Source organism: Bordetella genomosp. 5, assembly GCF_002261475.1.
In the GTDB taxonomy this organism is placed as follows: domain Bacteria; phylum Pseudomonadota; class Gammaproteobacteria; order Burkholderiales; family Burkholderiaceae_B; genus Bordetella.
Window position 1 is genome coordinate 295722 of sequence record NZ_NEVN01000004.1, and the last position, 19522, is coordinate 315243.

General features: G+C 66.9%; 13 protein-coding genes. 4 read left to right on the forward strand and 9 right to left on the reverse strand.

Annotation, left to right across the window (positions count from 1 at the left end; all coding sequences use genetic code 11):
- Window position 1: 1 nt before the first annotated feature.
- Together ileS and CEK29_RS07835 are read right to left on the reverse strand one after the other, a co-directional pair.
- A complete protein-coding gene (ileS, locus tag CEK29_RS07830; protein WP_094857757.1) occupies window positions 2-2863 on the reverse strand; it encodes an isoleucine--tRNA ligase in 2862 nt (953 codons plus the stop codon).
- The gene (locus tag CEK29_RS07835) at window positions 2853-3818 is read right to left on the reverse strand and encodes a bifunctional riboflavin kinase/FAD synthetase (RefSeq protein WP_094857993.1); all 966 of its coding nucleotides are present in this window, start codon (window positions 3816-3818) and stop codon (window positions 2853-2855) included. The genes ileS and CEK29_RS07835 overlap by 11 nt, the downstream gene beginning before the upstream one ends.
- Window positions 3819-3956: 138 nt before the next feature.
- On the opposite strand from CEK29_RS07835, the gene purN reads away from it, so the two are divergent.
- Together purN and CEK29_RS07845 are read left to right on the forward strand one after the other, a co-directional pair.
- On the forward strand, window positions 3957-4586 hold the full coding sequence (gene purN / locus CEK29_RS07840; RefSeq protein WP_094799023.1) for a phosphoribosylglycinamide formyltransferase: 630 nt from the start codon (window positions 3957-3959) through the stop codon (window positions 4584-4586).
- A 757-nt stretch (window positions 4587-5343) separates the two neighbouring features.
- Window positions 5344-6774, forward strand: coding sequence for an RsmB/NOP family class I SAM-dependent RNA methyltransferase (locus CEK29_RS07845; protein WP_094857994.1), 1431 nt, complete (start codon window positions 5344-5346; stop codon window positions 6772-6774).
- Window positions 6775-6903: 129 nt separating this feature from the next.
- Here the strand turns inward: CEK29_RS07845 and CEK29_RS07850 are convergent, their stop codons facing one another.
- Window positions 6904-7308, reverse strand: coding sequence for a hypothetical protein (locus tag CEK29_RS07850; protein WP_176456853.1), 405 nt, complete (start codon window positions 7306-7308; stop codon window positions 6904-6906).
- A gap of 274 nt (window positions 7309-7582) precedes the next feature.
- Between CEK29_RS07850 and CEK29_RS07855 the strand changes: the two genes are divergently transcribed.
- Window positions 7583-8794, forward strand: coding sequence for a DesA family fatty acid desaturase (locus tag CEK29_RS07855; RefSeq protein WP_094799024.1), 1212 nt, complete (start codon window positions 7583-7585; stop codon window positions 8792-8794).
- Window positions 8791-11109 (forward strand): UvrD-helicase domain-containing protein, encoded by a 2319-nt coding sequence (locus tag CEK29_RS07860; protein WP_094799025.1) that lies wholly within the window; start codon window positions 8791-8793, stop codon window positions 11107-11109. Before CEK29_RS07855 ends, CEK29_RS07860 begins: the two co-directional genes overlap by 4 nt.
- Before the next feature lie 53 nt (window positions 11110-11162).
- Here CEK29_RS07860 and CEK29_RS07865 read toward each other — a convergent pair whose 3' ends face one another.
- From CEK29_RS07865 to prmB, 6 genes are all read right to left on the reverse strand, one after another.
- Window positions 11163-12341 carry a cytochrome-c peroxidase gene (locus CEK29_RS07865; protein WP_094857758.1) on the reverse strand — a complete coding sequence of 393 codons (1179 nt, stop codon included), beginning with the start codon at window positions 12339-12341 and terminating at the stop codon, window positions 11163-11165.
- A gap of 9 nt (window positions 12342-12350) precedes the next feature.
- Window positions 12351-14978, reverse strand: a complete 2628-nt coding sequence (locus CEK29_RS07870) for a TonB-dependent receptor (RefSeq protein WP_094857759.1) — start codon at window positions 14976-14978, stop codon at window positions 12351-12353.
- Between the two features lie 117 nt (window positions 14979-15095).
- The gene (locus CEK29_RS07875; RefSeq protein ID WP_094857760.1) at window positions 15096-16034 is read right to left on the reverse strand and encodes a FecR family protein; all 939 of its coding nucleotides are present in this window, start codon (window positions 16032-16034) and stop codon (window positions 15096-15098) included.
- On the reverse strand, window positions 16031-16519 hold the full coding sequence (locus tag CEK29_RS07880) for an RNA polymerase sigma factor (RefSeq protein ID WP_094799029.1): 489 nt from the start codon (window positions 16517-16519) through the stop codon (window positions 16031-16033). The genes CEK29_RS07875 and CEK29_RS07880 overlap by 4 nt, the downstream gene beginning before the upstream one ends.
- Window positions 16520-16693: 174 nt before the next feature.
- Window positions 16694-18628: an ABC-F family ATP-binding cassette domain-containing protein gene (locus CEK29_RS07885; protein ID WP_094799030.1), complete on the reverse strand. Its 1935-nt coding sequence runs from the start codon at window positions 18626-18628 to the stop codon at window positions 16694-16696.
- Complete coding sequence (prmB, locus tag CEK29_RS07890) at window positions 18625-19521, reverse strand: 50S ribosomal protein L3 N(5)-glutamine methyltransferase (RefSeq protein WP_094857761.1); 897 nt, start codon at window positions 19519-19521, stop codon at window positions 18625-18627. Before prmB ends, CEK29_RS07885 begins: the two co-directional genes overlap by 4 nt.
- Between the last annotated feature and the right edge of the window lies 1 nt (window position 19522).

Consider the following 19522-nt stretch of genomic DNA (forward strand, 5'->3'; position numbering starts at 1 on the left):
GTCAGGCCTTTTCGCGCACTTCGCCCGAGCCGAACAGGTTGCTCACGCAACGGCCGCAGATCTCGGGATGATCGGCGTCCTGGCCGACGTCGGAGCGATAGTGCCAGCAGCGCTCGCACTTCTTGTTGCCCGAAGGCGTGATCTCGATCGCCAGCTCACCCTCGCGCTGATGCACGCCCACACGCGACACGATCAGGACGAAGCGCAGGTCTTCGCCCAGCGCCGCGAGCAGCGCGTAATCGTCGCCACTGGCTTGAATGTCGACTTCGGCCTGCAGCGAAGACCCGATCGCGCCGGCCGAGCGGACTTCTTCGAGCTTGCGCAGCACGTCGGCGCGGATCGCGCGCACGCGGTTCCAGCGGCCCGACAGGGCTTCGCTGTCGGCGTAGGGCGGCAGCTGATGGAACACTTCGGTGAAGATCGTGATGCGAGCGGCGTCGGCCTGCTTGGCCAGCGCCGTGTCGGTCAGGATCTTCCAGGCCTCTTCTGCCGTGAACGACAGGACCGGCGCCATCAGCTTGAGCAGCGTCTGGGTGATCTCGAGCAGCGCGGTCTGGGCCGAGCGGCGGGCGCGGCTATCGACATTGCTGGTGTAGAGGCGATCCTTCAGGATGTCGAGATAGAAGGCACCGAGGTCTTCGGAGCAGAACGTCTGCAAGCGCGCGACGGCAGGGTGGAAGTCGTAGCGCTCGTAATTGGCGAGCACTTCGGCCTGCATCTGCGCCGTCATGGCGAGCGCGTAGCGGTCGATCTCGAGCAGCTCGCCCGCCGGCACCGCCTGGCTGACCGCATCGAAGTCGGCCACGTTGGCCAACAGGAAGCGCAGCGTGTTGCGGATGCGGCGATAGCTTTCGACCACGCGCTTGAGAATCTCGTCGGAGATGGACAGCTCGCCCGAGTAATCGGTGGAAGCGACCCACAGACGCAGGATTTCGGCGCCCAGCGTGTCGGAAATCTTCTGCGGCGCGAGCGTGTTGCCGACCGACTTGCTCATCTTGCGGCCCTGGCCGTCGACCACGAAGCCGTGGGTCAGCAGGCTCTTGTAGGGCGGCTGGCCATACATCATGCAGCCGGTGAGCAGCGACGAATGGAACCAGCCGCGATGCTGGTCGGAGCCTTCGAGATACAGGTCGGCGGGCCAGGCTAGCTGGGCGCCATGCGAGCCCGCGAGGGCGTGATCCTTGCCGCCCAGCACGGTGGCGTGCGTGGTGCCCGAGTCGAACCACACGTCGAGCGTGTCGCGGTTCTTTTCGTATTGATCGGCCTCGTCACCCAGCAGCTCGCGCGGGTCGAGCGATTGCCAGGCCTCGATGCCCGATTTTTCGACGCGTTGCGCGACCTGCTCCAGCAGCTCGGCCGTGCGCGGGTGGAGTTCGCCGGTTTCTTTGTGCACGAAGAAGGCCATCGGCACGCCCCACTGGCGTTGGCGCGACAGCGTCCAGTCGGGACGGTTGGCGATCATGGCGTGCAGGCGTGCACGACCCCAGGCGGGGTAGAACGTGGTGGCGTCGATGCCGGCCAGCGCGCTCTCGCGCAGCGTGGGGCCGCCGTCGCGCGGCTTGACGTCCATCCCGGCGAACCACTGGCTGGTGGCGCGGTAGATGATCGGCGTCTTGTGGCGCCAGCAGTGCATGTAGCTGTGCGGCATCTTCTGCACGTGCATCAGCGAGCCGGCCAGCTTGAGCGCCTCGACGATCTTGGGGTTGGCGTCCCAGATCATCTGGCCGCCGAACAGCGGCAGGCTCGGCACGTATTTGCCATCGCCCATCACGGGGCTGATGATGTCCGCGTCGACCATGCCGTGCGCCTTGCACGACACGAAGTCTTCGATGCCATAGGCCGGGGCCGAGTGCACCACACCGGTACCGGTGTCGGTGGTGACGTAATCGCCCAGATAGATCGGCGCGGTACGGTCGTAACCTTCGGCGGCCTTGGCCAGCGGATGCGTGAAGCGCAATCCGGACAAGACTTCGCCCGGCGCGGTGGCGATGATCTCGCCTTCGAGGCCCCAGGTCTTGAGGCAGGCTTCGACCCGTTCGCTGGCCAGCAGCAGCAGCGGGCCGTGCGCGGGCGTCGGCGTCACGCGCACCAGCGCGTACTCGACTTCGGGGTGCACATTGAGTGCCTGGTTCGACGGGATGGTCCAGGGCGTGGTGGTCCAGATGACCACCGCGCCGTCGTCGACGCTTTCCATGCCGAACGCACGGGCCAGGCCCGGCTTGTCGGCGAACGGGAAGGCCACGTCGATCGCCGGATCGGTGCGGTCGGCGTATTCGACTTCGGCCTCGGCCAAGGCCGAGCCACAGTCGAAGCACCAGTTCACGGGCTTGAGACCGCGGAACACGTAACCCTTCTCCAGGATGCGGCCGAGCGCACGGATCTCGTCGGCCTCATTGCTGAAGTTCATCGTGAGGTAAGGATTGTCCCAGTCGCCCAGCACGCCGAGGCGCTTGAAATCCTGGCGCTGACGGTCGATCTGCTCGAGCGCGTAGGCGCGGGCCTTGGCCTGCACTTCGGTGACGGGCAGGTTCTTGCCGTATTTTTTTTCGATCTGGATTTCGATCGGCATGCCGTGGCAGTCCCAGCCCGGCACGTAAGGCGCATCGTAGCCGGCCATGTTGCGGCTCTTGACGATGATGTCCTTCAGGATCTTGTTGACCGCGTGCCCGATGTGGATGTCGCCGTTGGCATACGGCGGGCCATCGTGCAGCACGAAGCGCGGGCGGCCAGCGCTCGCTGCCCGGATCGCCTGGTAAATGCGGTTTTCTTCCCATTGAGCGGTCCAGCCCGGCTCGCGGCGGGCAAGGTCGCCCCGCATGGGAAAGGGGGTATCGGGCAGGTTGAGGGTCTTTTTATAGTCCATGAACGGCAAAATAGGCGCGCGCTTGTCGCGCGTCGTCGGCGATGGCGGCTGTCAGGGAAGGGAGATCAGGAAATTTTTCTTCGTCCCGCAGCTTGTGCAGGAACTCGACTCGCACGAGTTTACCGTAAGCGTCCACGGTCTCGTCGAGCAGGTGGACTTCGAGCAGCACCCGGCCTCCGTCCTCGACGGTCGGACGCACGCCCAGGCTGGCCACGGCCGCGAGCGGCTGATCGGTCAGGCCGAGCACGCGCACCACGTAAATCCCGGAACGGGCCGCGCAGCGGGCGGCCACCCGCAGGTTCATCGTCGGATAACCGAGCTGGCGGCCCAGTTTGGCGCCGTGCACCACGTGGCCACTGATATGGAACGGCTGACCCAGCAGGTGGCGGGCGCGCTCCAGATCGCCCACGGCCAGTGCGGTGCGGACCTCGGAGCTCGAAATGCGATGCCCGCTGCCGTCGGTGACGTCGGCCAGGGTGTGCACCTCGAAGCCATGCATCATGCCGGCCTCGCGCAGGAGGTCGATGTCGCCGCTACGCTTGCGGCCAAAACGGAAGTCTTCGCCAACCAGCAGCCAGCGGGTCTGCAAACCCCGCACCAGCAGGTCTTCGATGAAGGCGTTGGCCGACATCTCGGCCAGCCGCGCATTGAAATGCTCGACCACGACCTGCTCGATACCGGCGCAGGCGAGGGCGGCCATCTTGTCACGCAGGCCCGAGATGCGCGTGGGCGCGAGTTCGGGGCGGCGGTTGAGCGTGGCGAAATACTCACGCGGATGCGGCTCGAACGTCATGACCGTGGGCACGAGATCACGCGCCCGGGCCACCTGACGGAGGCGGTCGAGGATGGCCTGATGGCCGAGATGGACACCGTCGAAGTTGCCGATCGTGAGCGCGCAAGGGGTGCGGCGCGAGGTGGGCGGCAGGTGTCGGTAAATACGCAACGGAGGTTTCACGGGCAAGAGTTTACAATTTTGGGTTGGCTCGCCTTGGAATTACCTATCTTGCCCCATTCGTCTTCACCTTCCTCGTCTGTCGCGCCCGCCGGGCGTGAGCGCCGCATTGTCATCCTGATCTCCGGTCGGGGCAGCAATATGCAGGCATTGGTCGAGGCCTGTCAACGCGAGCAGTGGCCCGCGCGGATCGTGGCTGTCATCGCCAGCCGTCCCGATGCGGCAGGGCTGCAGTGGGCCGAGGGCCAGGGCATTGCCACCGGGGCGCTGTATCACAAGGATTTCGCCAGCCGCGAGGCCTTCGACGCCGCGCTGATGGCCGAGGTCGACCGCCACCAGCCCGACTACGTTCTGCTCGCCGGCTTCATGCGTGTGCTGACGCCGGGCTTTGTCGGGCATTATGCGGGCCGCCTGGTCAACATCCATCCTTCGCTGCTGCCCGCGTTTCCGGGCCTGCATACCCATGCGCAGGCCCTGGCGACCGGTGTGCGGGCGCACGGCTGCACCGTGCACTTCGTCACGCCCGTGCTGGATCACGGTCCGATCATCGCGCAGGGCTGCGTGCCCATCCTGCCTGGCGATACCCCGGAGCGCCTGGCCGAGCGTGTTCTCGACGTCGAGCATCGAGCCTTCCCGGCCGCCGCGCGCTGGCTGGCCGAAGGTCGCGTGAAGCTCACGGCCGATCACCGCGTCGAGGTCGAGGGCGACCCCGAACGACTATTCATCTGGACCGGCGCGCAAGCCGGTCCCCACGGAAAGAACCATGAGTAAAGACAACGACAACACCCGCTCCCGCCCCGCGCGTGGCGGCGCCCTGGCTCAGTGGCGCGATCGCGCGTCGAGCCCCGACCGAGGCCGGTCCGAGCGCTCGCCCGACGCCGGCGCACGCGCACAGCAGGCCGACCGCGGTCGTGCGGGGCCCTCGTCCCCGGACCGCAGCCGTTCGCCGTCGCAGGATCGCGGCCGCTCCGACTATCAGGACCGTGGGCGCTCGGGCTATTCGTCGCAGGACCGTGGCCGTTCGTCGCCGCAGGACGGCGGCCGGTCGGGTTACCAGGATCGCGGCCGTTCCGACTATTCGTCGCAGGACCGTGGCCGTTCGTCGCCGCAGGACGGCGGCCGGTCGGGTTACCAGGACCGTGGCCGTTCCGACTATTCGTCGCAGGACCGCGGCCGTTCGTCGTCGCAGGACGGCGGCCGGTCGGGTTACCAGGATCGCGGCCGTTCCGACTACGCGTCGCAGGACCGCGGCCGTTCGTCGTCGCAGGACGGCGGCCGGTCGGGTTACCAGGATCGTGGTCGTTCCGACTACGCGTCGCAGGATCGTGGCCGTTCCGACTACGGCGATCGCGGCCGCGCCGACTACGGCTCGCAGGGAAGCGGTCGTTCGTATTCGGATCGGGGCGGCAATCGCCCGCAGGACGGCGGCCGTGGCCGCGGCCCCAATCCGGGCTTCGGTGGCCCGGGTGCGGGCGCACCGCGTCCGCGCATGCCCATCGCGGCCGTTCGGCTCGAACAGGTCCAGCGCGTGTTGTCCGAAGTGCTGCAATGGACCTACCCGGCCGACGGCGTGCTCTCGCATTGGTTCCGGGCCCATCCCAATCTGGGTGGACGTGACCGCGCCGAAGTAGCGGAGGCTGTCTACGACGTGCTGCGCAATCTGCGCCGTTACCGCCAGCTCAGCGAAAGCGGCGTCGGCAACGCCACGCGCCGTCTCGCCATTCTCGGTCTGGCGGGCTTCCGTGGGTCCGAATGGGTGCAGGAAGGCCTGGACAGCGGCGAATCCGCCTGGCTGGCACGCGTCGACCTCATCGATCCGGCCACCTTGCCGCGACCGGTGCGCCTGAGCATGCCGGACTGGCTCGACGAGCGCTTCGCCGTCATGCCCGAGGGCGAGGCGTTGATGGCGTCGCTCAACGTGGCGGCCAATCTCGACATCCGCGTCAACCCGCTCAAGGGAGATCGCGACGCGCTGCTCGCCACGCTCAATGCCGGTCCGCTCGCGCGCTTTGCGCCTCAGCCGACGGCGCATTCGCCGTGGGGCATCCGCTTCAAGGGTCACCCGCCGATCAACCGCCTGCCTGAGTTCGAAAACGGCACGCTCGAGGTGCAGGACGAAGGCAGCCAGTTGCTGGCACTGCTCGTCGGCCCGCGCCGCGGCGAAATGATCATCGATTTCTGCGCCGGCGCCGGTGGCAAGTCGCTGTTGATCGGCGCCCTGATGCGCTCGACCGGCCGGCTCTACGCCTTCGACGTCTCGGCGGCGCGTCTGGCGCGGGCGAAGCCTCGCTTCGCGCGCAGCGGCCTGTCCAACGTCGTGCCGGTCGCGATCGAAAGCGAAAACGACGCGCGCGTGAAGCGCCTGGCCGGCAAGGCCCAGCGAGTCTTTGTCGACGCGCCTTGCACCGGCATCGGCACGCTGCGTCGCAATCCCGATCTGAAATGGCGCCAGCAGCCGCAGGTGCTGGCCGAGCTGGTCGATCTGCAATACCGGATTCTCAAGAGCGCGGCGCGCTGCGTGGCACCGGGCGGACGCCTGGTCTACGCCACGTGCAGCCTGCTCGAAGAAGAGAACGCGGCCCAGGCAGAGCGCTTCCTGGCCGAGCACCCTGAATTCGAACGCCTCGACGCCGCGCGCATCCTGCAGGATCGCTGCCCGACGCTGGCACTGACCGGCCCGTACGTGCAGTTGCGTCCCGACGAACACGGCACCGATGGCTTTTTCGGCGCCGTATTCGAGCGCAAAAAAGCCGCGCGCAGCACCGCCGCGACCGAAGCCTCGACCGATGCACCCGCTGTCGGGGCCGGATCGGCGTTGCCTGCGAGCAACGAAGAGGCCGCCGAGCGCAAACCGCGAGGCGCGGAGTCGGATGTGGTCGAGGGCGTGGCCGACACGGGCACGGATACCGGCGCGGGCGCGTCCGACGGCGGCTCCGATGGTGGCGGCGGTACCGACTGAACCCGATAACGGGCGGTTGGGGAAGCCGGGCGATTCTTGCCCCGATCCCGGCTTGTCCGGGAACTGTCCGTTCAGTACGCTGTCAAACTTCCAATTGGGGCTCGAACCCCGCCCGTCATACCGCGCCCATCACGGCGCGGTGGTGCCGGAGGGGTTCGCGGCGCCCACCGTGATCTGGGCGCTCACGCGCTCCACCTTGCGGCCGCGGTCCTGGTAGCGCACTTCCCACGTGATGGTTTCGCTACCCGGCCGCTGGGCACGGTACAGCAGTTGCGACACCGGCACCGACGTATAGGCGCAACGGCCTCCACCGCCGGTATTGGCTTCGCCGCGCACGATTGTGAGCGCGCCCAGGGTAGGGCGCGTAACGATACGAACGTGCGGGGGATTCATGGCCTGGCAGTTCGGGCCGCGTAGCTCGTAATAGCTCGCGACCACGACTGTCTGCCCGGCGATGAGCGTGGCGTCCGCCTGAGCGGGCGGTATGCCGCCCAGCAGCAGGGTTAGGGCGAGTAGGGTGCGTGGTCGGAACATCGTGGGGATCACTCTGCGATACGGGTAACACACAATATATTGTGGATCGAGGTTGTAGCAAAATGTAGAAAAGCCTTGGTGCCGGCCCAGTCCGCCACCATTTAAGAGGTAGCGACCGACGTCTCGTGAACGTCCGTCATGGCCCCGATCGGGGTGCTCCAAGCGCGGCTTAGTCCTTGATTTGGCTCAAAAACTATTTTGAAACTGCGCTGTCACGAAAAAAACATGTGGGCTAAAATTTGCCCACTCTTTTGCGAGGCGTAGAAACAGGTTTATGGATTACATCCTTTCGTTTATTTCTGGTGGCTTGACCCAGGCCAGCTGGTGGCAGATCGTTCTGTTCACGCTGGTGGTTACGCACATCACCATCGTGTCGGTCACCGTCTTCCTGCATCGCAGCCAGGCGCACCGGGGCCTGGATCTGCACCCCGCAGTGATGCACTTCTTCCGCTTCTGGCTTTGGCTGACCACCGGTATGGTCACCAAGGAGTGGGTTGCGATTCACCGCAAGCACCACGCCAAGTGCGAAAAGGAAGGCGATCCGCACTCCCCGATGCTCTTCGGCATCTGGAAGGTGCTGTTCCGCGGCGCCGAACTCTACCGCGAAGAGTCCAACAACAAGGAAACCATGGCCAAGTTCGGCCACGGTACGCCCGATGATTGGCTCGAGCGCAACGTCTACTCCACGCACAGCCTGCGCGGCGTGCTGACCATGCTCGTGATCGACGTCGCCCTGTTCGGCGCCGCCGGCCTGACCGTGTGGGCAGTGCAGATGGCCTGGATTCCCTTCTGGGCGGCTGGCGTCGTCAACGGCATCGGCCACTACTGGGGCTACCGCAACTACAACAGCCCGGACACCAGCACGAACGTGTTCCCGTGGGGCATCATCATCGGTGGCGAAGAGCTGCACAACAACCACCACGCTCACGGCACGTCGGCCAAGTTCTCGGCCAAGTGGTACGAGTTCGACATCGGTTGGGGCTACATCCGTACGCTCGAGATGGTCGGCCTGGCCAAGGTCAAGAAGGTCGCGCCCAAGCTCAAGCTCGATCCCGACGCCAAGGAAGGCATCGACCTGCGCACCCTGCAGGGCGTGATCACGCACCGCTACGAAGTGATGGCGCGTTACGCCGACGTGATCAAGCAGGCTGCCGCCGAAGAGCTGGCGAAGATGAAGCCAGCGCGCCAGAAGGGCAGCGCCGACTGCAACTTCACGGTCCTGAAGCGTGCCAGCCGCGTGCTGACCCGCAACGAAGACGTGCTGCAGCCCGAGCAGATCGCCGAAGTCGATCAGGCCATCGCACGCAACCAGTCGCTCTCCACTCTGGTCCAGATGCGCCGCGAACTCGGCCGTCTGTGGGAGAGCTCCAGCGCCAGCAGCGAGCAGCTTCTGCATGATCTGCAAGCCTGGTGCCAGCGCGCCCAGCAAAGCGGCATCGCCGGGCTCGAGCAGTTTGCACTGCGTCTGCGCCGCTATGCGGCATGATGCTGGATAAACTCAATCCCGAGCAACGCGCCGCAGTCACTCTCGAACCGCAACACGCCCTGGTACTCGCCGGGGCGGGTAGCGGCAAGACCCGGGTCCTCACGACCCGCATGGCCTGGCTGATTCAAACCAGCCAGGCCAGTCCATTTGCGCTGCTCGCCGTCACATTCACCAACAAGGCCGCCCGCGAGATGCTCACTCGCATGGCGGCCGTGTTTCCTATCGACACGCGCGGCCTCTGGATCGGTACCTTCCATGGCCTGTGCAATCGCATGCTGCGCGCGCATCACCGCGATGCCGGCTTGCCGCAGACCTTCCAGATCCTCGACACCGCCGACCAGCTGGCCGCGATCAAGCGCCTGATGAAGGCGAACGGCGTCGACGACGAGAAGTATCCGCCGCGCGACGTTCAGCGCTTCATCAATGGCGCGAAAGAAGACGGTCAGCGTCCGTCCGAGGTCGAGGCCTGGGATGCCCATCGCCGCCGTCTGATCGAAATCTACGAGCTCTACGAAGCCCAGTGTCAGCGCGAGGGCGTGGTCGACTTCGCCGAATTGCTGCTGCGCGCCTACGAGCTGCTGTCGCGCAACGCGCCGGTGCGTGAGCACTACCAGCGTCGCTTCCGGCACATTCTGGTCGACGAGTTCCAGGACACCAACACGCTGCAGTACAAGTGGCTGCGCCTGCTGGCCGGCGGCGGCGCCGCGATCTTCGCGGTCGGCGACGACGACCAGTCCATTTACGCGTTCCGCGGCGCGAACGTCGGCAACATGGCCGACTTCGAGCGCGACTACGCGCACGGCCGCGTCATCCGCCTCGAGCAGAATTACCGCTCCTACGGCCACATCCTGGACTCGGCCAATGCGCTGATCGGTCACAACACCGGGCGTCTTGGCAAGAATCTCTGGACCGACCAGGGAGAGGGCGAGCTCGTCCGCGTGATCGAGCAGCCCTCGGATGCCATGGAGGCGCAGTGGATCGTCGAAGAGATCCGCGCGCTGATCAACGAAGGCCGGTCGCGCAGCGAGATCGCGGTGCTTTATCGCAGCAACGCGCAGTCGCGCGTGCTGGAGCACGCGCTCTTCTCGGCGGGTGTGCCCTACAAGGTCTATGGCGGTCTGCGCTTTTTCGAGCGCCAGGAGATCAAGCACGCGCTGGCGTATCTGCGCCTGATTTCCAATCCGCACGATGACACCTCGTGGATGCGGGTGGTCAATTTCCCGGCGCGCGGTATCGGCGCGCGTACCCTCGAAACCCTGGCCGATGCCGCCCGTAGCGGCGGGACCAGCCTGTTCGATTCGGTGGCGCGGGTGCCGGGCAAGGGGGGCTCCAACCTCGCCCAGTTCGCACAGCTGATCGGCCGCCTCGCGCACGAAACGCGCGATCTGCCGCTGCCCGAGATGGTCGAGCACGTCATCGAAGAATGCGGCCTGAAGGCGCACTACCAGGCCGAGCGCGAAGGCGCCGAACGCCTCGAGAACCTGAACGAACTCATCACCGCGGCGGCCGTGTTCACGGCCGAAGAAAACTTCGACGGCATGCCGGCCGGGGTGGTGCCGGAGTCGGACGTCAACAGCACGCTGAATCCGGGCGTCGTCGATGCGCCGGCTCCGCCGCCCACCACCGGCCTGTCGCCGTTGGCGGCGTTCCTGTCGCATGCGGCGCTCGAGGCGGGCGACAACCAGGCGCAGCTGGGTCAGGAAGCGGTGCAGCTCATGACCGTGCACGCGGCCAAGGGCCTGGAGTTCGACGCGGTGTTCATCACCGGCCTCGAAGAAGGCCTGTTCCCGCACGAGAACAGCATCCTCGAACAGGCCGGTCTCGAGGAAGAGCGGCGCCTGATGTATGTGGCGATCACGCGAGCTCGTGAGCGCCTGTACATCAGTCTGGCCCAAAGCCGGATGCTGCACGGCCAGACGCGCTATGCAATGCGCTCGCGCTTTCTCGACGAGATCCCCGAGGAACACCTCAAGTGGCTCTCGCCGCGCATGGGCACGCAATACAGCCAGGCCGCGGCGGCGGGTTTTGCCAGCGGTCAGGGCGATTCCTGGAACCGCGGTCATGGCGACGCGTACGGCCGCAAGCACACCAGCTCGGTCGCGCCGCGTGCCGCCCGCAGCGTGGCGACCGGTGTCACCGTGGGCGACCGCCAGTATCGCGTGGGACAAGGCGTGCGCCATGCACGGTTCGGCGACGGCACCATCATCGGCCTCAGTGGCGCCGGACAGGACGCGCAAGCGCAGATCCAGTTCCGCGACGTCGGCGCCAAGACGCTCGCGCTGGGCATCGCCAAACTGGACATCATCCAGGGTTGAGCGTGCTTGCGTTCGCAGGACGAAGCCGGCGCGGTCACGCGCCGGCTTTTTTTTTATAGGGTGCCAAGGAAGGCGACCAGAGCGTCGATCTCGTCCGGCGACAGGTTCAGTGGCTGGATCAACGGCGACTTTCGCGCGGTCAGTGTGGTGCCCGCGGGCACGCGCCCCGAGGGCATGCCGGCGTTGTACATCCGCACGACGCCAACCAGCGTGGGAAAGATGCCGTTGTGCATGAAGGGGCCGGCGCGCGACACACCGCGCAGGCTCGGCGTGCGGAATCTGCCGATATCCTCGGGCGCGCGGGTGACCTCGTACCGGCCCAGGTCCTGATTGCGCCGTCCCACGAACGACAAGCCGATGTTGTGCAATTGGCCGTCGGTGAGCAAGGCGCCCTGGTGGCAGTGCATGCAACGCGCTTCGGTGCGAAACAGATGCAGGCCGATCATTTCCCTGTCGTCGAGCGCGGCCGTGTCACCCGCCAGGAAACGGTCGAAGCGCGTCTCCGGCGGGCGCAAGGTGGCGACGAACGCCGCGAGCCCCCGGGCGATGCGCGCGTCGCTCACCTGTGCATCGCCATAGGCCGCCTGCAGCAGCGCGCGGTAGTCCGCCAGATCCGCGAGGCGGGCGCGCGCGCTCGCCAGATCATGGTTCATCTCACGCGGATCGGCGATCGGGCCCAGCACCTGTTCGTGCAGGCTTGCCGCGCGCCCGTCCCAGAACAGCACCGGCGCGAACGGCGCCGCGAACAGCGGCATCGAACGCCGTCTGCCCATCAGCCCATCCGCGCCGACCGCGAGCGCGCGGCCGTCGCTGAACGCATGTTCCGGCTGATGACAGCTCGCGCAGGCGATCTTGCCGTTGGCCGATAAGCGCGGGTCGGCGAACAGCACCGCGCCCAGCGTGACGATCGCGGGCTGCCGTAAATCCGCGTTGAGCTGCGACTGGCCCGGATTGCTGGCGGTCCAGGTTTCGGGCGGTGCGCTCGCGGAGGGCACGGCCGACCATTCCGACCATCGAACGCCGGGGTCGATCGTCGGTGTGGGCCAGCGCAAGGGCACCTCACGATACTGGGCCCGCAGGCAAGCCGCGTCCCACAGACCCGAGGCATCGCGGCACGACCGGCTCGCGTCGGCCGGTGCCGCTGCCTGCGCCTCGACCGGCGGGGATGCCATCAGCAGGGTCAGCGCGATGGCCACCGCCAGGCCGACGCGGTATCCGATGGATGACGACATAGAGGGGAGTCAGAAGCGGTAGCCGGCCTGCAGCCAGATCTCGCGGCCGGTCCGATAGAGACTCAGATCCTGATTGCGATTGGGCGCCGTCACCGTGAGCTTGGGCTGCTGATTCAGCACGTTCAACACGTCCACCGACAACTCCAGACCGCGCGCGAACCGGGGTTCCCACGTCAGGCGTGTATCCCAGGTCCAGTACGAAGGCAGCTTCACCGACTCGTAGCGTTCGAGATACTCCGGCCGCGGACCGAGACCGAGGTAGCTGATGCCGTTGCGGCCGCTGCGCCAGCGCACGTCGTTGTTCCAGGTGAGGCCCGCGTCCGGCCAGCGGCCCGTGAGGCTGAGCACGACCTGCTGAGGCTGGTTGAAGTCATTCGGCGGCAGGGCACCCGCGAGTATGCGTTCGCCGTTGTAGAGAATGTAGTCGTCGGGCGCATAGGCGCCATCTTCGTAGCCGGTGACGATATCGGTGTTGCGCTTGCTGCGCTGATAGCTCCAGCTGGCGCGCCCGGTCCAGTAGGTCGGGCCCAGCTTCCAGGGTTGCTGGTTCACGACGCTGAGCATCCATGAGTCCGTGCGCGACCAGCCATCGTTCACGTACTCGTATCCCTCGGTGCTGGTGCCGGTTTTGGAAATCTGATCGCGCCCGTTGCGTCGCACGTAGCTGAGCGTGCCTTCCAGGCCGGCGACGCGTTGCCGCAGCGAGAAAGCCCATTCGTCGTCGTACGGCGTGCGCAGGCCGTCATAGCGGGAGAACTCGGTTTTGCTTCCATCGGCCACGGGATTTCCTCGGGCGTCGAGCACCTGGCGGCGCAACTTGCTGACTTCCTCGCGCATCATGATGTCGAGGATGTACGAGCCGTAGTAGCGCGCCCAGCCTGCCGACAGAACGGTGTCACCGGTGCCGAGGGCATCCCAGTCCAGCCGCGTGCGCGGCGACAGGTCGGTGTTGCCGAGCAGCGTGTCGCGATCCATGCGGGTGCTGGCCGTGAGCGCCACGCGGCCCCATTCGATGCGGTCCGAGGCGTACAGCCCCAGCGTGCGATAGCGCTTGTCGACGGTGCCCGCGAGGTAATGCTGCTTGCTGAACTCGCGTGAGCTGCCGTCCAGCTGTTGCACCGCGCGGTAGGAATAGGCGTCGTCGTAACGTTCGAAGTTGAAGTCCACCTGTTCGGCCTGCACACCGCCGTAGAGGTTGTGCCGCAGGAAGGCGGTGTCGACCGGATCGAGGTCGACGCGCGTCGAGAAGCTCAGAGTCTGCTGCGCCTTTTCTTCCTTGCCGAAGCCGCCCCAGGTGTACTGCGGGCGCCGGTCGGAAAACTGCTGGGTGACCAGCTCGGTGGCGTCCGACGAACGGTTGCTCACGAACTTGTCCCAGCCCGCCTGTACCGACACGCGTCCGCCATCGAAGCGATGATCGAGATTCCAACCCACGCCGCGCGCGGCGTGCTGGTTGTCCCAGTTGGTATTGCGGAAGAAGTTGCTCACCAGCGACTCCCGGCGGTCGCTGTACTTGAGCACCAGGTCGGTCACGGTGTCGGACGACAGGCGCGTGGAAAACTTGCCGAGGAAGTTGTCGACGCGATCGTCGTAGCCTTCCTGGAATGCCTGGGCCTGACCGTTCTGTTCGCCCATGCGAAAGCGCTGAATCGTCGATTCACGGCGCGACATCGACAGGATCGCACCGGTGTCGCTGCCCAGGGCGATGTCGCCCACGGCGGTGTAGAAGCGCTTCTTCCATTCGGGTGCGTAGCCGGGCTCGCCCTGGCCCCAGGCTTCCTGATCGCCTTCCGAGACATTTTGCCGCGTCATCTTGGAGGTGTTCCAGCGGTAGTCCACGGCCAGGTGGTTCTCGCCGCTGGGCCGGCGCAGCTTTGCATCGATGACCCCGCCCGTGAAGTGGCCGTATTCGACCGGAATGGTGTTGTCGAGCACGCGCACCGAGTCCACGAGCGCCGTGTCCACGAAGTAGGCCTGCGCGTTGCTGGGGATGTTGCCCACCTGCAGATTCAGGTTCTTGCTCGCGGGATCGATCATGCTGCTCGCCGCCATGCCGTCGATCTGGAACAGGTTCTGATAGGGGCTCGCGCCGTGGATCGAGATGTCCTGCACATTCATCGAGCCACGGTTGCTGGAGGCGTCGGTGTCGCTGCCCAGCCGCACCGCGGGCGCGCTGGCGACGAGCGAGCTCAGGTCGCGGTTGGCCGTGGGGGTGGCCGCGATTTCGGCGCGCGAGTAGACGCGTTCCTCGGGAGACTGCCCCACCACCTCGACGGTTTCAAGGCGCGCGACGGAGAACGCGTTGCGCGCCTCGGCATATATCTGGTAGCGGCCCGGCCCGTCCTGACGCAGTTGCAGGCCGCTGCCGTCGAGCAATCGGTTGAGCGCGTCGAACGGCGTCAGCGTGCCACGCACCGCGGGCGCCGCCTTGCCGGCGACGGCCTGCGGGCTGAAGCTCAGTTCGATGCCGGCTTGCTCGCCCAGGCTCAGCAGTGCGGATCCCAGGGGTTGCGCGGGCAGGTCGAGCGTCACGCCGTTGGCGGGCGTCTGCGCCTGCGCGCCCGGATGGAAGGCTAGGGCGAGGCTCAATGCCAGCACGGCTTGCGCCGCGCCGCGCGCTGAACGGGCGATGGTCATGATGCGTCCTCGAGGCTACGTCGTTGCGGGTAAGACGTTCCTCGCAAGCCAGTACCTCATCGCGCGATCGATGAATAATTTAAATCGTCCTGCCGCTGTCGATTGCCTTGCGCATGCTTACTGGAGCACCAGCAGGCCGGGCAGTGTGTAGGTGGTCACGGACTGGCGTGCCAGCAGAAAGCGCAGCGCGCGCTGCACGTCCGCGATGTTGACGGTGCCCGACACGCGCAGATCGCGCGCCGCGCCCACCACGAGCAGCCGGCGATCGCTGTAGGGCTGCAGGCGTTCCGCAGCCTGCGCGAGGCTGATGTCGTCCAGCCTCAGCAGCCCCTGGCTCCAGGCAGGGGAGGCGGTGGTCGCGCCGGCGTCGCGCTGCCATTTGCCGTCGTGCAGATGCGCGCCTTCGCCGGGTGACAGCGTCATGGCCTCGCGTGGCTCGCACACCGTGCAGAGGATCGCCACGTCGTGCTCGTAGACGTGCACGCGCATGCCGGATGCGGCGCGCGTGACTTCGAAGCGCGTGCCCAACGCGGTGGCGATGCCCTGGTCCGTGCGGACCCGGAACGGGGGCTCGCCGGCTTGGCGCGGCCGCACCTCGAACAAAGCGCGGCCTCGCTCCAGGACGACGTCGCGCCGGCCTGCGGCATAGTCGAAGCGCAGCGCGCTGCCTGCGTCGAGCGTGGCGATCGAGCCGTCGGGTAACGCCACCCGCTCGACACGATGGTCGGCGCGGACGTCCGGTGCGTCGAATGCCGGGCCCCCGATCAGACCCGCCAGGAGCGCGACGCTCAGCAGGCCGCCTGCCAGCGCGCGCGTGGCGCGGCGTGGCCGGGCGTTGAGCTGATCCGGTTGCAGACGTCCCAAGGTACCCCAGACCTTGCTGAGCCTGTCGAAGGCCGCGGCATGCTCGGGCCGGCTGTGATACCAGGCCTCGATCGCGGTGTAGGTCGCGCTGTCGCATTCGGTGTCGCTGAGCTTGACGACCCATTGCGACGCAGCCTGCAGCGCCTGCGGTCGGGTGAGGGCGTGACGCGGTGCGGCGGGGACGGCGCTCATGCCTGCAGGGCGGCGTCGCAGGCCAACAGAACACGCATCATGTGCTTCTCCACGGCGCTGACCGAGACCCTGCAGTGCTCGGCGATGGCGCGATAGGTGAGGCCTTCGTGGCGATGGAGCACGAAGATCTCCAGGCTGCGGGCCGGCTGCGCGAGCAGCACCGCCTGCAGGCGCCGCAGTGTCTGCCGCGCCGCGGCCACGTCCAGCGTGTCCGCCTCGGTCTGGCCGGTCAGGCCCGATGCGTAGCGCTCGTTGGCCTGGCGCTCGCGCGCCAGCCGCCGATGCCAGTCCGTCGCGATGTTGGCGGCCACGCGGAACACGTAGGCGCGCTGATTTTCCGGCTGGGCGCGGTCGCCCGATTCACTGAGCTTGATCCACGTGTCCTGCGCGCAGTCCTGCGCCGTATCGCGCGATCCCGTGCGCAATGAGAGAAAACTGAGCAGTTCACGGTAGTGGTGCAGAAAGGCGTCGGTCAGCACGGGCATGGCGGGCGGGCGCAATGGGCGGCAGGCACGGAAGGTCAGAAACCCGCAGAGTATAAATGATAACCATTCCTAAATGGGGGCGGCGAGTGCGGCACGTGCGGCCACCCAAAACAACGCCGCCCGAAGGCGGCGTTCGCAAAGCGAGGGAGCGGGCTGCCGTGCGCGCGACCGCGCTCAGCCCAATCCCTGCTCGATCTCTTCGAGCGACTGCTGCAATTCCAGCCATTGCTCTTCGAGTTCGTTCATGCGTTTGGCCAGTTCGCCGTGCTCGGCCATGATGGTCTGGCGTTCGTTACGCCGCGCATCGGTGTACAGATCGGCGTCGGCGATGAGCGCATCGAGCTCGGCGAGGCGCACCCGGGCACGCTCCATCTGGGTGTCGACCTTGTCCAGCTTCGCCTGCACCGGCTTGCGCAGCGCGGACAAACGCTGGCGCTCCTCGGCTTCCTGGCGCCGCTGCGCCTTGCGGTCGACGCCGCCATCGGGCTGGTCGCCGCGCGCCGACGGTGCGGCGGCGCGCTCCTGGGCGTTGCGGGCCGACAGCCAGTCCCGGTAGTCTTCGAGGTCGCCGTCGAACTCACGCACGGCGCCATCGGCGACGATCCAGAAGCTGTCGACGGTCGTGCGCAGCAGATGCCGATCGTGCGATACGAGCAGCATGCTGCCCGAAAACTCGGCCAGCGCGGCCGCCAGCGCTTCGCGCGTCTCGACGTCCAAATGGTTGCTGGGTTCGTCGAGCAGCAGCAGGTTGGGGCGCTGCCACACGATCAGCGACAGCGCGAGGCGAGCCTTCTCGCCGCCCGACATGGGCCCGACCTTGCTCGTGACGGCATCACCCGAGAAGCCGAAGCCGCCCAGGTAGTTACGCAGTTCCTGCTCGCGGACCTCGGGCGCAAGCCGCGCGAGATGCTGCAGCGGCGTGCCGTCGACATCGAGCATATCGAGCTGATGCTGATGGAAGTAGCCGATGGCCAGGCCTCTGGAGGCCCGGCGTTCGCCCTGCTGCACGGGCAGCTCTTCGGCTAGCGTCTTGATCAGCGTGCTCTTGCCGGCGCCGTTCGCGCCCAGCACGCCCACGCGCGCGCCGGCGCGCACCATGAGGGTGACGTCCCTCAGGATGGGCTTGGCATCGCCCGCGTCGCCGGCATAGCCCGCGGACACGTGTTCGAGCGTAAGCAGCGGATCGGGCGTGTGCTCGGGGGAGGGGATGCGGATGTCGATACCGGATTCAGCATGCAGCGGCGCGAGCGCCTCCATGCGCGCGAGCGCCTTGACCCGGCTCTGCGCCTGCTTGGCCTTGGACGCCTTGGCCTTGAATCGATCGATGAAGCTCTGAAGCCGTGCAGCCTCGCGGTTCTGGCGATCGATGGCGATGGACGCCTGGCGCAGGCGCTCGGCGCGCTGCAACAGGAAGTCCTGGTAGCCGCCCTTGTAGCGGACGAGCTTGCCGTGATCGAAATGCAGAATCGCGCGCGCGACCGCGTCGAGGAACTCCGTATCGTGCGAGATCAGCAGGACGGTGCCCTGATAGGCGGCCAGCCACTTCTCGAGCCAGAGCATGGCGTCGAGGTCCAGGTGGTTGGTCGGCTCGTCCAGCAGCAGCAGTTCGGAGGGCGCCATCAGCGCGCGGGCCAGCGCGATGCGCATGCGCCAGCCGCCCGAGAAGCTTTCGACGGGCTTCATCCACTCGTCGGGCTTGAAGCCCAGGCCGGCCAGCAACTGCTCCGCCCGCGAGGCGGCGCTCCAGACGCCCGCCTCGGTCAGGGCCGCCTCGGTCTCGGCGATCTGCGTGCCCTGGTCGTCGGTGAGCGCGGCACGTTGCGCCTGCAGCGCGCGCAGATGCACGTCGCCGTCGATGACGAACTCGCGCGCCGGCCGCTCGGTGCTCGAGATCTCCTGCTCCACGCTGGCGATACGCCAGCCGGCCGGAAGGTCGACGTTGCCGGCGTCCAGGTCGAGCTCGCCGGTCAGCAAGCCGAACAGCGAGGATTTGCCCGCGCCGTTCTTGCCGACGATGCCGACGCGTTCGCCAGGGTGCACCACGAAGTCCGCACCATCGAGCAGCACCTTGGTGCCGCGGCGCAGCGTCAATCCAGAAGCACGTATCACAGCGTCAGTTGCTCGCGCGTAAGCAGCAGGATCTGGTCGCTGGCCTGCGCCGTTTCCAGCCACACGGGATGCAGGTCAGGGAAGGCGGCCTCGAAGTGATCGCGCTCGTGGCCGATCTCGAGCACCAGCACGCCCTGCTCGCTCAGATAGCGCGGTGCGGCTTCGAGGATGCGGCGCACCAGGTCCATGCCGTCGGTGCCGCCGGCCAGCGCCAGCGCCGGCTCGTGCCGGTACTCGGGCGGCAAGGCGTCCATCGATGCGCTGTTGACGTACGGCGGATTGCAGACGATGACGTCATAGGCGCGCTCGGGCAGGCTGTCGAACAGGTTGCTGGCGTGTAGCGTGACCTGATCCTGCAGACCGAAGTCGTCGACGTTGCGGCGCGCCACCTCGAGGGCCTCGGGCGACAGGTCGACCGCGTCGACCTCGGCGTACGGAAAGGCCAGCGCGCTCAGGATGGCCAGGCAACCCGAGCCCGTGCACATGTCGAGCGCGTACTGCACGTCGTTGGCGTCCTGCACCCAGGGCGACAAGCCTTCGTCGAGCAGCTCGGCGATGGGCGAGCGCGGCACGATGACACGCGAATCGACATAGAAGCGATGGCCGCGCAGCCACGCTTCGTGCGTGAGGTAGGCGGCCGGCAGACGCTCGCTCACGCGGCGATCGATCAGGTCGAGCACGCGCTCGCGCTCTTTGGCGAGAACGCGGGCATCGAGGAACGGATCCAGCGTGTCGGGCGGCAGATGCAGTCCGTGCAGCACCAGATAGACGGCTTCGTCCCAGGCGTTGTCCGATCCATGCCCCAGCGCCACCTTGGCCGCGTTCAGGCGCGATACGCCATAGCGGATCAGGTCGCGCAGGGTCTGGAGTTCTTGACGGTCAGTAGTGGCCATG

Excerpts from the sequence above, each read along its gene's own strand:
- ileS (WP_094857757.1), bottom strand. The coding sequence starts at position 2,863 with ATGGACTATAAAAAGACCCTCAACCTGCCCGATACCCCCTTTCCCATG.
- purN (WP_094799023.1), top strand. The coding sequence starts at position 3,957 with ATGCAGGCATTGGTCGAGGCCTGTCAACGCGAGCAGTGGCCCGCGCGG.
- CEK29_RS07850 (WP_176456853.1), bottom strand. The coding sequence starts at position 7,308 with ATGTTCCGACCACGCACCCTACTCGCCCTAACCCTGCTGCTGGGCGGC.
- CEK29_RS07855 (WP_094799024.1), top strand. The coding sequence starts at position 7,583 with ATGGATTACATCCTTTCGTTTATTTCTGGTGGCTTGACCCAGGCCAGC.
- CEK29_RS07860 (WP_094799025.1), top strand. The coding sequence starts at position 8,791 with ATGATGCTGGATAAACTCAATCCCGAGCAACGCGCCGCAGTCACTCTC.
- CEK29_RS07865 (WP_094857758.1), bottom strand. The coding sequence starts at position 12,341 with ATGTCGTCATCCATCGGATACCGCGTCGGCCTGGCGGTGGCCATCGCG.
- CEK29_RS07870 (WP_094857759.1), bottom strand. The coding sequence starts at position 14,978 with ATGACCATCGCCCGTTCAGCGCGCGGCGCGGCGCAAGCCGTGCTGGCA.
- CEK29_RS07875 (WP_094857760.1), bottom strand. The coding sequence starts at position 16,034 with ATGAGCGCCGTCCCCGCCGCACCGCGTCACGCCCTCACCCGACCGCAG.
- CEK29_RS07880 (WP_094799029.1), bottom strand. The coding sequence starts at position 16,519 with ATGCCCGTGCTGACCGACGCCTTTCTGCACCACTACCGTGAACTGCTC.
- prmB (WP_094857761.1), bottom strand. The coding sequence starts at position 19,521 with ATGGCCACTACTGACCGTCAAGAACTCCAGACCCTGCGCGACCTGATC.